This is a genomic window from Bacillus sp. KNSH39 (genome assembly GCF_052656585.1).
Window position 1 is genome coordinate 2,127,724 of sequence record NZ_JBQXYO010000001.1, and the last position, 14,528, is coordinate 2,142,251.

Here is a 14,528-nt window from a genome sequence, read left to right on the forward strand (position 1 = left end):
CGATTTTACTATGACCATTTAACTAATTTCTGCATCTACTATGATGAGTTTCGTTCACATTTTCGTGAGAAAGGAGAGATTTAATGTCTCGTTATAACGACAATCAAAACAAATTCTCCAAACCATGCTTTCCAAGTAGCGCCGGACGAATCCCAAATACTCCATCAATCCCAATTACTAAAGCTCAACTTAGAACATTTCGTGCGATTATTATTGATTTAACAAAAATAATCCCAAAACTTTTCGCAAATCCATCTCCCCAAAATATTGAAGATCTAATCGATACATTGAACCTACTGAGTAAATTTATTTGTTCACTAGACGCTACTTCCTCCCTGAAAGCACAAGGGTTAGCTATTATTAAAAACTTAATAACTATATTAAGAAATCCAACCTTTGTAGCAAGCGCTGTATTTATTGAGCTTCAAAATCTCATTAACTATTTACTATACATTACAAAATTATTCCGAATTGACCCTTGCACACTTCAAGAGCTCCTTAAATTAATAGCAGCATTACAAACTGCTCTAGTTAATTCTGCTTCGTTTATTCAAGGGCCTACCGGACCTACTGGACCAGCAGGCGCTACTGGTGCCACTGGACCTCGAGGTAACACTGGTGCCACTGGACCTCAAGGACCTCAAGGTAATACAGGCGCTACCGGTAATACAGGCGCTCAAGGACCTGCTGGTGCTACCGGCGCTACTGGACCTCAGGGACCTCAAGGTAACACTGGCGCTACCGGCAATACAGGTGCTCAAGGACCTGCTGGTGCTACCGGCGCTACTGGACCTCAGGGACCTCAAGGTAACACTGGCGCTACCGGCAATACAGGTGCTCAAGGACCTGCTGGTGCTACCGGCGCTACTGGACCTCAGGGACCTCAAGGTAACACTGGCGCTACCGGCAATACAGGTGCTCAAGGACCTGCCGGTGCTACCGGCGCTACTGGACCTCAGGGACCTCAAGGTAACACTGGCGCTACCGGCAATACAGGTGCTCAAGGACCTGCCGGTGCTACTGGTGCTACGGGTGCTACTGGACCTCAAGGGCCTCAAGGTAACACAGGTGCTACCGGCAATACAGGCGCTCAAGGACCTGCTGGTGCTACGGGTGCTACTGGACCTCAAGGGCCTCAAGGTAACACGGGCGCTACCGGCAATACAGGCGCTCAAGGACCTGCTGGTGCTACGGGTGCTACTGGACCTCAGGGGCCTCAAGGTAACACGGGCGCTACCGGCAATACAGGCGCTCAAGGACCTGCTGGTGCTACTGGTGCTACTGGTGCTACTGGACCTCAAGGTGTTCAAGGTAACACGGGCGCTACCGGCAATACAGGTGCTCAAGGACCTGCTGGTGCTACCGGCGCTACTGGACCTCAAGGTGTTCAAGGTAACACAGGTGCTACCGGCGCTACCGGCGCTACAGGTATAGGAGTTACCGGACCTACCGGACCTTCTGGCGGGCCTCCTGGACCTACTGGACCTCAAGGTAACACGGGTGCTACGGGTGCTACTGGTGCTACTGGTGCCACTGGACCTCAAGGTGTTCAAGGTAACACAGGTGCTACTGGTGCTACTGGACCTCAAGGCGTTCAAGGTAACACAGGTGCTACTGGTGCCACTGGACCTCAAGGTGTTCAAGGTAACACAGGTGCTACCGGTGCCACTGGACCTCAAGGTGTTCAAGGTAACACAGGTGCTACTGGTGCCACTGGCGCTCAAGGTGCTCAAGGGCCTGCTGGTGCTACTGGCGCTACCGGACCTCAAGGCGTTCAAGGTAACACAGGTGCTACTGGTGCTACTGGTGCTACTGGTGCCACTGGACCTCAAGGTGTTCAAGGTAACACAGGTGCTACTGGTGCTACTGGACCTCAAGGCGTTCAAGGTAACACAGGTGCTACTGGTGCCACTGGACCTCAAGGTGTTCAAGGTAACACAGGTGCTACTGGTGCCACTGGCGCTACTGGACCTCAAGGTGTTCAAGGTAACACAGGTGCTACTGGTGCTACTGGTGCCACTGGACCTCAAGGTGTTCAAGGTAACACAGGTGCTACTGGTGCCACTGGCGCTACTGGACCTCAAGGTGTTCAAGGTAACACAGGTGCTACTGGTGCTACTGGTGCCACTGGACCTCAAGGTGCTCAAGGTAACACAGGTGCTACTGGTGCCACTGGACCTCAAGGTGTTCAAGGTAACACAGGTGCTACCGGCGCTACCGGTGCCACTGGCGCTACTGGACCTCAAGGTGCTCAAGGGCCTGCTGGTGCTACTGGTGCCACTGGTGCCACTGGCGCTACTGGTGCCACTGGACCTCAAGGCGTTCAAGGTAACACAGGTGCTACTGGTGCCACTGGCGCTACTGGACCTCAAGGTGCTCAAGGTAACACAGGTGCTACTGGTGCCACTGGACCTCAAGGCGTTCAAGGTAACACAGGTGCTACTGGTGCCACTGGACCTCAAGGTGTTCAAGGTAACACAGGTGCTACTGGTGCCACTGGCGCTACTGGACCTCAAGGTGTTCAAGGTAACACAGGTGCTACTGGTGCCACTGGACCTCAAGGTGCTCAAGGTAACACAGGTGCTACTGGTGCCACTGGACCTCAAGGTGCTCAAGGGCCTGCTGGTGCTACTGGCGCTACCGGACCTCAAGGCGTTCAAGGTAACACGGGTGCTACTGGTGCTACTGGTGCCACTGGACCTCAAGGTGTTCAAGGTAACACAGGTGCTACCGGTGCCACTGGACCTCAAGGTGTTCAAGGTAACACAGGTGCTACTGGTGCCACTGGCGCTACTGGACCTCAAGGCGTTCAAGGTAACACGGGTGCTACCGGACCTCAAGGCATTCAAGGACCAACGGGTGCTACCGGTGCCACTGGACCTCAAGGTGTTCAAGGTAACACAGGTGCTACCGGTGCCACTGGACCTCAAGGTGTTCAAGGTAACACAGGTGCTACCGGTGCCACTGGACCTCAAGGTGTTCAAGGTAACACAGGTGCTACCGGTGCCACTGGACCTCAAGGTGTTCAAGGTAACACAGGTGCTACTGGTGCCACTGGCGCTACTGGACCTCAAGGCGTTCAAGGTAACACGGGTGCTACCGGTGCCACTGGACCTCAAGGTGTTCAAGGTAACACAGGTGCTACTGGTGCCACTGGCGCTACTGGACCTCAAGGCGTTCAAGGTAACACGGGTGCTACCGGACCTCAAGGCATTCAAGGACCAACGGGTGCTACCGGCGCTACTGGTATAGGAGTTACTGGACCTACTGGACCTTCTGGTGGACCTACCGGACCTACTGGGCCTACTGGACCTAGCTTCCCTATAGCAACAATTGTTGTAACAAACAATATTCAGCAAACAGTACTGCAATTTAATAACTTTATTTTTAGTACTGCAATTAACGTAAACAATATTATCTTCAACGGCACAGATACAGTTACTGTTATTAACGGTGGTATTTATGTAATTAGCGTATCCATTTCTACAACTGCGCCAGGATGCGCTCCACTCGGAGTAGGAATTTCAATTAATGGAGCAGTCGCAACTGATAATTTCTCTTCAAATTTAATAGGCGACTCACTTTCATTTACTACAATCGAAACATTAGCAGCTGGTGCAAGAATTTCTGTTCAATCTACTCTTAATGAGATTACGATCCCTGCGACAGGAAATACTAACATCCGCCTTACTGTATTTAGAATCGCTTAAATTTCATGATATATTGTTTATGACAAATAAAAAAAGAGCGAGGAAACTCGCTCTTTTTTTGTTATGTACAATAATTCATTACTATTCTAATTCAATTGAAACATTTTTTTGTGGTACAAATGTGGAGATTGCATGTTTATAAATAAGCTGCTGCTTACCTTCTGTTTCCAGCAGGACTGTAAAATTATCAAATCCTTTAATTAGTCCACGAAGCTGGAAACCATTTAATAAGTACAGCGTAACAAACGTATTTTCTTTACGGAGTTGATTTAAAAACTGATCTTGAATATTGATTGATTGCTTCATGTCGAATCCTCCTCTTTTTCTCTACTTACTATTATTCGACTTTACTTGTAACTTTCCTTCTATGTATCGTAAAATTTCTGACGTTTTTTCACCGTCTGTAACATCAAACCACGTGACATCCATTTTATTACGGAACCACGTTAATTGACGTTTTGCATAACGACGCGAATTCGTCTTTAATTGTGACACCGCATCTTCTAAAGAGGCTCGATTCTCAAAATAATCATAGATTTCTTTATATCCAATCGCTTGAATAGATTGACAATCTCGTATCCCTCTATTATACAGCCCTTCTACTTCCTCTAATAGGCCTTGTTCCATCATCAAATCCACTCGTAAGTTAATGCGATCGTATAGCATTTCTCGATCCATTGTCAAGCCAATTAATGAAACATCATAGAGTAACTCTTTTTCTTGTTTCTCAATTTGTTCACTCATTTTTTCACCCGTCGTGTGGAAAATTTCTAACGCCCGAATGACACGTCGTACATTATTTGCATGAATACGCTCCGCACTTTCTGGATCTACTTCTTGCAATTTTTTATGTACATATTCCACACCGCGTTCTAAAGCTAACTTTTCCATTTGCTCTCGGTATATCACATCACCAGCATCATCTGTAAACTGATAATCGAATAAAACAGATTGTATATAAAGACCGGTCCCACCAACTATAATTGGTAATTTACCACGTTCTGTAATTTCTCGAATATGCTTGCGAACACGTTCTTGAAATTCCGCGACAGAAAATGAATCTTCCGGATTTTTTATATCGATCATATAATGTGGAATTCCGTCCATCTCTGCTTTTGTTACCTTTGCGGTTCCAATATCCATCGTTCGATAGATCTGCATGGAATCACCACTAATAATTTCACCGTTCAACGCTTTGGCAAGATCGATACTTAACTTCGTCTTTCCAACAGCAGTTGGTCCAATGATGACAGCAACTTTTTCACGTTGCACTTCTCCCATATCATTCAACTCTCTTTATGTAATATACTCCATCTATTGATTATACCCAATCTTACCAATTTTAACGGCATGATTGCAAGTTCTTTCATTTCGGTACATGAAATTATACAGAAAAAAGAACATAGTTTGTCCAATTCTGCATATACATGATAAAAATAGTTTCGAGAGGATGAGTTAACTATGAAACAATCCACCATCAATTTTTCATCTTTGACAAAAGACCTCATTTTAGCCACTTCTACAAAAGAACAAAATTGTTCACAAGAGGAATTATACTTCGCCCTAAATTGTTTACTACGGGCTTTTCATTCTACTCTCCATGAAACAACATTATATCCAGAAAATAAAAATACAGAATATATGCAAACGCAATTTTGCAGTGCATATAAAATTATTACAGGTAAAACTATTTATCCATTTCAATAATCCATAAAAAGCGGCTGCTTACATAGTTTCAAGCAACCGCTTTTTATATTAATATCGATAACCTATTGTATAACTTTCACTTTTACAGATTTGCGCCCCCAGCTATTAGCACTACCATCTGAACCGACTAATACATCAATACGATTTCCTTTAATCGCACCACCGGTGTCTCCAGCAATCGCTTCTCCATATCCTTCTACCCATACTTTTGATCCAAGCGGAATTACTTTCGGATCAACAGCAATTACTTTCATATTTGGATTTGCTGTTAAATCATGCCCCATTGCAGTTAATACACGACCACCATACGAACCATTCTCACTCGGATCTGCTGTATATGCCGTCGCTTCTACTGTAATTTCACGACCACCAGTAGGCGCACTTGTTTCAGTAGATTTTGCAACTGGTTTTGCAGCCGGTTTTTCTTTTACCACAGGTTTACTTGATTCTACATTCTTAATAGAATCATTACTCTTAACAGACTCTTTATTCTTAACTACTGTATTATTTTTAACTGGCGTATTTGTTCTAGCTGGCGCTTCTTCTTGAGCTACAACCTCTTTCTTTTCGATTACAGGTGCTGTTCCTGTTAAAAATGGCACGTGAACATATCCAACTTTTCCATTGTAGTCGAATTGTAACCATTCATTTTGAACTTGATTCGTCGTTTCAATCACATCATTTTTATTAAGTTTACCTAAAATTTCAGAATCAGTATTCGCTCCAGCACGAACATTTAATACGCCCGCCGTTACATAATATGTGCTCTTTGTAAAATCGGCACTTACAAACGCTTCCTTACCGTTCAACTTAATTTTTGTCCATCCATTTTCTGTATTTATAACATCTAGTGTATTCCCACTGAACACTTTACCTACAAGCTTTGACTCTACATTTGGGTTTTCTCTAACATTTAATACGTCTGTTGTTACAATTGTTTCCGCTTTAGCAGAACCCACAAAAATCCCAAGACCAAAAACTGCTGCTGTTGCTATACCTAATAATTTTTTCATGAATAGCCTCCATTTGCTTTGTTTTCGTATTTTCATTATAGCAACAGATTTTTAGAATTTTTAGAAATCACACAATTACAAAGCATTCGTAATATACGATTAACGAGTTGTAACATAAATTTCCATATTAATAAAATGCATTTCTAATACAATCTTCAGTGGTTTTCATATATTTTTCATATACGAGCACAAGAACTTTTTCCCAGAAAAAATTACAGTGTTACTTTTTTGTTACAAAAAATTCACAATTCGTTACATCTTTTACCAAAAAACATCAATATTCAATTGTTAACCTATTTTTTTGTAATAAAAAGAGAGCAGCTACTAAAAACTGCTCTCTTTTTATTTGTTATTGAACTTTCTTTTTCCAAACACCTAGCATAACAGCCGAGACAATTGTTCCAATTAATATAGAGAAAATATATAGTAACGGTTTATTTACTAACGCTATTACAAATAATCCACCATGCGGTGCCGGTAATGTAATTTGGAATAACATAGATAACGCACCTGCAATACTTGAACCAACAACACAACTTACGATTACTCGAACCGGATCTGCAGCTGCAAACGGAATCGCACCTTCTGTAATGAACGACGCTCCCATAATATAATTTGTTAAACCAGATTTACGTTCCGCTTCTGTAAACTTTGATTTAAAGAATGTAGTTGCGAATGCAATCGCAAGTGGTGGTACCATCCCACCAGCCATAACTGCTGAGTGCACTCCAAAATTCTGCGCTTCTATTGCAGCAATACCAAACGTAAATGCCGCTTTATTAATTGGCCCCCCCATATCAATTGCCATCATACCACCTAAAATAAGACCTAGTAATATAGCATTCGTACCGTTTAAACCATTTAACCACCCTGTCAACATTTCATTTAATGCTACTACAGGCGGAATTACTACTTTTTGCATTACAACTCCTGTAATCAATAATCCAAAGACTGGATATAACAATACAGGTTTAATTCCTTCTAATTGTACTGGTAGTCCTGAAAATAATCTTTTCAACCCTAAAACAACATATCCAGCTAAGAAACCAGCAATTAATCCACCTAAAAATCCAGCATTCGCATTCGCCGCTAAAAATCCACCTACAACACCAGGCATAAAACCAGGACGATCAGCAATAGAACTTGCAATAAATCCAGCTAAAATTGGTACAAGGAATAAAAACGCACCTGTTTTTCCTCCACCAATTGACATGAACAATTCAGCTAAAGGACCTTCCGCCTTTATACCACCAAACGAAAACGCTAGCGCTATTAAAATCCCGCCACCAACAACGAATGGAAGCATATTACTTACACCGCTCATTAAATGCTTATAAATTCCTAATCCTTTTTCTCCCTCAATACTTTCTGATTTCCCGTCCTCTTTTACACCTTTAAAGATTGGTGCATCTTGTTTGACAGCTCGCTTAAGCAGATTTTCCGTTTTTCGAATCCCATCAGCAACTGGCACTTGAATGACATGTTTACCAGCAAAACGATTCATTTCTACTTGTTTATCCGCCGCAACAATAATAGCTGTTGCACGTTCAATATCCTCTTTCGTTAAACCGTTTTTAATACCTGTTGATCCGTTTGTTTCAACTTTAATCGCTATTCCTAACTCTGTCGCTTTTGCTTTTAAGCTATCCGCTGCCATATATGTGTGAGCGATTCCAGTTGGACAAGCTGTAACAGCAAGTACGTACGGTTCATTTCCTTCTGGTTTTGCGACTTCAATCTCTTCTTCTTTTTCATTCTCTTTTTCATCAAATAGTTGAAGAAGCTCACTTTCATCCTTTGCTTCTAATAGTTGCTTGCGAAATCCTTCATCCATTAATAATGTCGATAAACGAGACAACGTTTCTAAATGAGTATTATTCGCTCCTTCACTTGCAGCAATCATAAAGAATAAGTGTGCTGGCTGTCCGTCAAGCGACTCATAATTGATACCGCTTACACTTCTACCAAAACAAATCGATGGTTGTTTAACAGCCTTTGTCTTCGCATGAGGTATTGCAATACCTTCCCCTATTCCAGTCGTACTTTGGGCCTCCCGCTTTAAAATAGCTTCTTTAAATTCCGTTTTACTATTTAAACGATTTGCCCCGTTTAATTTCTCAACTAATTCATCTATGACAGCTTCTTTATTTGAAGCTGTCAAATCCATAATGACTGTATCCCTTTTTAATAGTTCTGTAATTTTCATATGTTGCTTCCCCCTATCGCTTAGCTACAATTACTTGCGACAATAATTCTTCTACTTTTTCCTTCTTACATAAATCAGCTGAAAATGCTGTTGCACTCCCTGTTGCAACGCCGTATTGAAATGCCTTTTCAATATCTTTTGTCTGTTCATATTTGCCTACAAACCCTGCAACAAGAGAATCCCCGGCCCCAACTGAATTAATTACAACACCTTTTGGAACAGTCGCTTCATATATACCTTCTGCCGTAAATAATAAAGCTCCCTCTCCAGCCATCGATACGATAACGTGTTTTACACCTTGTTCAATTAATTTTCTTCCATAAGGTAAAACGTCCTCTACTGTTGAAAGCTCCACTCCAAACAACTCACCAAGTTCATGGTGGTTTGGCTTAATTAAAAATGGCTTATTTTTAATTACATGTTGCAGTGCACTTCCACTTGCATCTACTACTACACGAATACCTTTTTCAGCTCCAAACGCAGCAATTGATTCGTAAAAGGTACTTGGAATAGAAACTGGTACACTCCCAGCAAGTACAACACAATCTCCAGGTTGCATACTCTCAATTTTTTTCATTAACTGTTCGAACTGCTCTTTTGTTACAATAGGACCTTGGCCATTTAATTCTGTTTCTTCTTCCCCTTTTATTTTCACATTAATGCGAGTATCTTCATCTACTTGGACGAAGTTTGTTGTTACACCTTCCGTCTGTAATACCTCTTTAATAAATTGACCAGTAAATCCACCAGTAAATCCAAGTGCTATATTTTTAACACCTAAACGCTGAAGAACACGAGAAACATTAATTCCTTTTCCTCCAGGAAACTTCATATCTTTTTCCGCTCGATTTATTGTTCCTAAATCAAAGGAAGAAACTTGCACTACATAATCAATAGATGGGTTTAAAGTAACTGTATAGATCATTGTTTATCAGCCTCAATTACATTGGTTTGTTGTTTATATTTTTCTAAATCAATTTCTAAATGGTTTGTAATAATATTTGCATCTTCAACATTTGCAATTTTCGCAAACGCAACTTCTGAAAACTTACTTTCATCAATTAAGAAATATCCTTCGTTTGCTAATGTTAATGCCATTTGTTTTAAGAGCGCTTCTTCTGGATCTGGCGTTGTAAAGCCAAGCTGTTCATGTACACCATTTGCACCTAAAAAACATTTATCAAAACGATACTTCTGCATACTTTCCTGTGCCATAGCACCGATTAAAGCTTTCGTCCTACTCTTCATCATTCCGCCTAGTAAATACGCACGAATATTATTTTCAACTAAAGCTTCAATATGCATAAGTCCATTCGTAACGACAGTAACATCTTTATTTATTAAAAATGGAATCATTTCAAATGTTGTACTTCCTGCATCTAAATAAATACAATCACCTTGTTCAATAACGCTAGCCGCATACTTAGCAATTTGTTGTTTTATTTGAATGTTTTTGGATGATTTTTCGACCATCGTTGGTTCTTGCCCTTTTCCTGTTAAAACAGCGGCACCACCATGAACTCTTTTTAATAACCTTTGCTTTTCCAATTGTGCTAAATCACGGCGAATTGTCGACTCAGAGCTTTCTGTTCTTTCAACTAATTGCTGTAATTTTACAACTTTCTGTTCTTTTACAAGTTGCAATATCATTTGATGACGTTCAGGAGTTAACATTTTATTCACCTCTTCTTTGATTACAGTATAATGAAAACGGTCACAAAAATCAACCATAAACAATCAAAAATAATCAAAAACATCCACAAACATTTATAAACAGCAAAAAAAGAAACCTATTCGATCAAACAATCAAATAGATTTCTTTTCTAAATTCACTTATAAAGAAGCTTTATATATACTTAAAACATCATCTTTATTTAATTTTTTAAAGTTACCAAATTCACCATACGCCATCGCTTTATCCGCCATTAAATCAATTTCATTTTCTCCAATAGCGTAATCAGATAATGTTACTGGCGCCTCAATTGAAGTCCAAAATTGACGTAACGCCTGAATTCCTTCTAACGCAATTTCTCGATCAGTCTTTCCATCTGTTTCTACATTGAATACTCGAATAGCAAACTGTTTAAAACGACTTACATTTCCCTCTACAACATGCTTCATCCAGTTCGGGAATAAAATCGCAAGGCCACCCCCGTGTGGTATATCATGAACAGCAGAAACTGCATGCTCAATATTATGAGTCGCCCAATCTCCTTTTACTCCCATTGCTAAAATGCCGTTTAACGCCATAGTACCACAATATAAAATAGTTTCTCTATGCTCATAATTTTCTAAATCACTTAAAAGCTTAGGAGCTGTCTCAATTACTGTTTTTAAAACAGCTTCACAATAACGATCTTGTAGTTCTGTATTCGTTCCATGATGGAAATATTGTTCTAATACGTGCGACATAATATCTACCATACCGTAAATTGTTTGATCTTTCGGTACAGAAGTAGTATGAACTGGATCTAAAATCGAAAACTGCGGGAAAGTAACCGGGCTACCCCATCCATACTTTTCATTCGTTTCCCAGTTTGTAATTACCGAGCCTGCATTCATTTCAGATCCTGTTGCTGCAAGAGTAAGTACAGTACCAAATGGTAATGCCTCATTAGCAAATGTTTTTTTCGTTACAATATCCCATACATCTCCATCGTACTTACTACCAGCTGCAATTGCCTTCGTACAGTCGATTACACTTCCTCCACCAACTGCTAAAATAAATTCAACACCATTCTCTTTACAAATTTGAATCCCTTTCTTTACAGTTGATACACGTGGATTCGGTTCAACACCTGTTAATTCAAATACTTCTGCATTAATATCCTTTAAAATAGAAATTACATTATCATAAATACCGTTTCTTTTAATGCTGCCTCCCCCGTATACGAGAAGAACTTTTTTACCGAACTGTGGAATTTCAGTTTTTAACTGTTCTAATTGACCTTTACCGAAAATAAGTTTCGTTGGATTACGAAATACAAAATTTTGCATATTTCTTTACCATCCCTTCTATATGAAAAGCAACTATACTTTTGTATACCATATTTTTTTCATTTCACAAAAATATTTGCTTAATAAAAAAATCCCAGCCTACAGGCTGAGATTTTTTTATTGGTAATAAGGTGAGATCATTAAGTAAACAATAACACCAGATAAACTTACATATAACCAAATCGGCATCGTCCAACGTACAATTTTACGGTGACGTGTTAATTGATTTGTAAAACCAAATACAAGCGCAAACAATGCAAGTGGTACGATAATTGCTGCTAGGATAATATGTGTAATTAAAATGATGAAATACACATATTTAATGAATCCTTCTCCGCCAAAATGTGTTGCCGGTGCTAAGTAATGATACGATAAATACGACACACAAAATAGTAAAGTTGTCGTAAATGCTGCAAGGATAAAACCACGATGCATTTTCACATTCTTTTTAATAATAGAGAATAACGCTGCTAATAAAAATACGAACGTAAAGCTATTAAAAATCGCGTTTAACATTGGTAAAATCGTTACATCAAAATGTACTTCTCCTTCATAGCCAACAGGTCCAAAGAACAAAAATAAAATAATCGCATTTACAATTACAGAAAGCGTTATCACAATAGGAGCATAGCTTTTCTGATTTGTTGATTGATCCACCAAAATGGTCACTCCCTCTTCCTTCAAGTATGTATACATAACCTCACTATTTTAACATATTATTCACAGTGTAAATGTGACAATAGTTTGACACAGCAAGACCAGACAAAGAAAAAAATCCTTCTTAATAAAACTTCTTAAGAAGGATTTTATCGCTTTATTATTCAAATAGCAATGCAATTAGTTTTTGTTAAAAAATGTATCGCTATATGCTTGAAAAATTTCAGACACTTGATATCCCATTAATGAAATTGCTGTTAATGAAAAGAAACCAATCATAAGAAATCGAAACCACATATAAATCTCCTCCTTGTATTTAGCTTAAAAAACGTTAGCTACCTTACAAGTTGCGTGGCACTCTTCATCATCACTTTCCTTTTTCCTTACAATTGCTGTAATAAATCGAATCATAAAGAAAACTACAAAAGGAAATTGTTCGTAATTCACATTGGCATAGTTTAGCAACGGCTCGCGCTGCACATCGAACGGAGATGAGAAGGAATAGAACATACCTTGCTCTTCCATATATACAATTACAATTTTCATGCAAAATACGATTCCTAGAAACGAAACAATATCTTGCCATTCTGTCGTATATAACAGGTTATACAGCTCTAATACGTACTCTTCCATCATCATCCCCCCTTCCTTTTTTACCATTTTGCTCGCCTTCGTATAAAAAGTCAAGAAAAAAGTTTATATTCACTATGACAATAGTAATTACTTGTTTCTATGATTATATATGATTCTTTTATAGCAATGATTGGGTGTAACTCTCTTCGAAAATAAGAAAATTAGAATCGAACAGATTCCTCATTCTTACTTTTAGGATGCAAAACTGTGCTATTTTTATTTCTATTAAAAATAAAATAAGAAAGTATGATAAGAACTGTAACAAACATTGTTAAAAATGCTTGTGAACGTAAAGTATCAATTGCGAACATCGCAACTAAAACTGCTATAATAGCAGCAATTGTAACATACGTTACATACGGAAAAAGCCACATTTTCACTTTCAAATTTTGTTGTTCTACTTTCCCCATTTTTTTACGCATCTTTAAATGCGAAACTGCAATAACGAGATAAACTAGTAACGCAATCCCGCCAGATGCATTCACTAAAAACAAAAAGACTTTATCTGGAGAAATGTAACTAAACACAACTCCAATATAAGCGAAGAAAGTTCCAAATAAAACCGCTCGAACGGGAACACCACTACTGTTCAATTTTAAAAATGACTTTGGAGCATCTCCTCTTTCTGCCATTGAAAAAAGCATTCTTGAATTTGTATATAAGCCTGAATTTAAGCAAGAAAGTACAGCTGTTAAAACGATAAAATTCATAATTTGTGCTGCCGCTGGTATTCCTATATGTTCAAGTACAGCTACAAATGGACTTTTTAATATGTTTGCTGAATTCCATGGCAGTAGCGTAACAACTACCGCTATAGACCCAATAAAAAATACAAGAATACGCCAAATCACACTGTTTGTTGCTGTTTTTACTGCTTTTACAGGTTCTGCAGATTCACCTGCGGCTACTGCTACAATCTCTGATCCCATAAATGAAAATATAACAACAGTAATTCCAAGCAGGACCGAACTTATACCGTTTGGCATAAATCCACCTTGTCCAATTAAATTCGAAGTGCCGGGTGCTTCTGTTCCTGGAACAAATCCTAAAATAACAGCAAGACCTAGACAAAGGAACAAAACAATACTTATTACTTTAATAAAAGAAAACCAATATTCAAACTCTCCAAATGATTTCACCGAAAAAACGTTCGTCAGCGTTAATAAAATTGTTAATATTAAACTTAATAACCAAAGCGGTATTTGTGGAATCCAATATTGGATAATACCAGCACCTGCTGTGGCTTCTATTGCAATAACAATTACCCAAAAAAACCAGTATAACCAGCCTATTGTATAACCCGCCCAAGGACCAATCGCTTCTCTTGCATACGTTGCAAATGAACCACTTGTCGGATTAACAGCTGCCATTTCTCCTAGCATTCTCATGACGAAAATGACTAGAAGTCCTGCTAATGCATATGAAACGATAGAACCTGGTCCTGCCGAATGTACAACTGCACCACTTCCAACAAACAAACCAGCCCCTATTACGCCGCCAATTGAAATCATTGTAATGTGGCGTATTTTGAGGTCTTTCTTTAGATTTTTATCCAAATCTTGTACATCCCCTTCCAAACTAAATTTTGAAACTTATGTAAGAGTA

The 14,528-nt window shown here is 39.4% G+C and carries 12 protein-coding genes; 2 read left to right on the forward strand and 10 right to left on the reverse strand.

Annotated features, from left to right (window positions below; genetic code table 11):
* Window positions 1–83 precede the first annotated feature (83 nt).
* The gene (locus ACUL40_RS10755) at window positions 84–3,710 is read left to right on the forward strand and encodes a Gly-Xaa-Xaa repeat protein (protein WP_445423147.1); all 3,627 of its coding nucleotides are present in this window, start codon (window positions 84–86) and stop codon (window positions 3,708–3,710) included.
* An 81-nt stretch (window positions 3,711–3,791) separates the two neighbouring features.
* Here ACUL40_RS10755 and hfq read toward each other — a convergent pair whose 3' ends face one another.
* Window positions 3,792–4,016, reverse strand: a complete 225-nt coding sequence (gene hfq, locus ACUL40_RS10760) for an RNA chaperone Hfq (RefSeq protein ID WP_000813896.1) — start codon at window positions 4,014–4,016, stop codon at window positions 3,792–3,794.
* 21 nt (window positions 4,017–4,037) lie between these two features.
* On the reverse strand, window positions 4,038–4,991 hold the full coding sequence (miaA, locus tag ACUL40_RS10765; RefSeq protein ID WP_000504929.1) for a tRNA (adenosine(37)-N6)-dimethylallyltransferase MiaA: 954 nt from the start codon (window positions 4,989–4,991) through the stop codon (window positions 4,038–4,040).
* A 180-nt stretch (window positions 4,992–5,171) separates the two neighbouring features.
* On the opposite strand from miaA, the gene ACUL40_RS10770 reads away from it, so the two are divergent.
* A complete protein-coding gene (locus ACUL40_RS10770) occupies window positions 5,172–5,417 on the forward strand; it encodes a hypothetical protein (protein ID WP_445422637.1) in 246 nt (81 codons plus the stop codon).
* Window positions 5,418–5,479: 62 nt separating this feature from the next.
* Here ACUL40_RS10770 and entD read toward each other — a convergent pair whose 3' ends face one another.
* The 8 genes from entD to gabP all read right to left on the reverse strand — a co-directional run bounded on the left by entD (window position 5,480) and on the right by gabP (window position 14,479).
* Window positions 5,480–6,430: a cell wall-binding protein EntD gene (gene entD, locus ACUL40_RS10775; protein ID WP_000734640.1), complete on the reverse strand. Its 951-nt coding sequence runs from the start codon at window positions 6,428–6,430 to the stop codon at window positions 5,480–5,482.
* A 349-nt stretch (window positions 6,431–6,779) separates the two neighbouring features.
* Complete coding sequence (locus tag ACUL40_RS10780) at window positions 6,780–8,636, reverse strand: PTS fructose transporter subunit IIABC (RefSeq protein ID WP_000704605.1); 1,857 nt, start codon at window positions 8,634–8,636, stop codon at window positions 6,780–6,782.
* Between the two features lie 13 nt (window positions 8,637–8,649).
* Window positions 8,650–9,561 (reverse strand): 1-phosphofructokinase, encoded by a 912-nt coding sequence (gene pfkB / locus ACUL40_RS10785; protein ID WP_000640859.1) that lies wholly within the window; start codon window positions 9,559–9,561, stop codon window positions 8,650–8,652.
* On the reverse strand, window positions 9,558–10,310 hold the full coding sequence (locus ACUL40_RS10790) for a DeoR/GlpR family DNA-binding transcription regulator (RefSeq protein ID WP_000957279.1): 753 nt from the start codon (window positions 10,308–10,310) through the stop codon (window positions 9,558–9,560). Before ACUL40_RS10790 ends, pfkB begins: the two co-directional genes overlap by 4 nt.
* Window positions 10,311–10,469: 159 nt before the next feature.
* Window positions 10,470–11,633, reverse strand: a complete 1,164-nt coding sequence (locus tag ACUL40_RS10795) for an iron-containing alcohol dehydrogenase (RefSeq protein WP_001179093.1) — start codon at window positions 11,631–11,633, stop codon at window positions 10,470–10,472.
* A 117-nt stretch (window positions 11,634–11,750) separates the two neighbouring features.
* Complete coding sequence (locus ACUL40_RS10800) at window positions 11,751–12,293, reverse strand: DUF420 domain-containing protein (RefSeq protein WP_000228315.1); 543 nt, start codon at window positions 12,291–12,293, stop codon at window positions 11,751–11,753.
* 318 nt (window positions 12,294–12,611) lie between these two features.
* Window positions 12,612–12,950, reverse strand: coding sequence for a hypothetical protein (locus tag ACUL40_RS10805; RefSeq protein ID WP_002041693.1), 339 nt, complete (start codon window positions 12,948–12,950; stop codon window positions 12,612–12,614).
* A 134-nt stretch (window positions 12,951–13,084) separates the two neighbouring features.
* On the reverse strand, window positions 13,085–14,479 hold the full coding sequence (gene gabP, locus ACUL40_RS10810; protein WP_000360112.1) for a GABA permease: 1,395 nt from the start codon (window positions 14,477–14,479) through the stop codon (window positions 13,085–13,087).
* Window positions 14,480–14,528 lie beyond the last annotated feature (49 nt).

Bases quoted from the DNA above. Each gene is read 5' to 3' on its own strand.
- ACUL40_RS10780 (WP_000704605.1), bottom strand. From the start codon at position 8,636: ATGAAAATTACAGAACTATTAAAAAGGGATACAGTCATTATGGATTTG.
- ACUL40_RS10790 (WP_000957279.1), bottom strand. From the start codon at position 10,310: ATGTTAACTCCTGAACGTCATCAAATGATATTGCAACTTGTAAAAGAA.
- ACUL40_RS10805 (WP_002041693.1), bottom strand. From the start codon at position 12,950: ATGGTAAAAAAGGAAGGGGGGATGATGATGGAAGAGTACGTATTAGAG.
- ACUL40_RS10755 (WP_445423147.1), top strand. From the start codon at position 84: ATGTCTCGTTATAACGACAATCAAAACAAATTCTCCAAACCATGCTTT.
- pfkB (WP_000640859.1), bottom strand. From the start codon at position 9,561: ATGATCTATACAGTTACTTTAAACCCATCTATTGATTATGTAGTGCAA.
- ACUL40_RS10770 (WP_445422637.1), top strand. From the start codon at position 5,172: ATGAAACAATCCACCATCAATTTTTCATCTTTGACAAAAGACCTCATT.
- hfq (WP_000813896.1), bottom strand. From the start codon at position 4,016: ATGAAGCAATCAATCAATATTCAAGATCAGTTTTTAAATCAACTCCGT.
- entD (WP_000734640.1), bottom strand. From the start codon at position 6,430: ATGAAAAAATTATTAGGTATAGCAACAGCAGCAGTTTTTGGTCTTGGG.
- ACUL40_RS10795 (WP_001179093.1), bottom strand. From the start codon at position 11,633: ATGCAAAATTTTGTATTTCGTAATCCAACGAAACTTATTTTCGGTAAA.
- miaA (WP_000504929.1), bottom strand. From the start codon at position 4,991: ATGGGAGAAGTGCAACGTGAAAAAGTTGCTGTCATCATTGGACCAACT.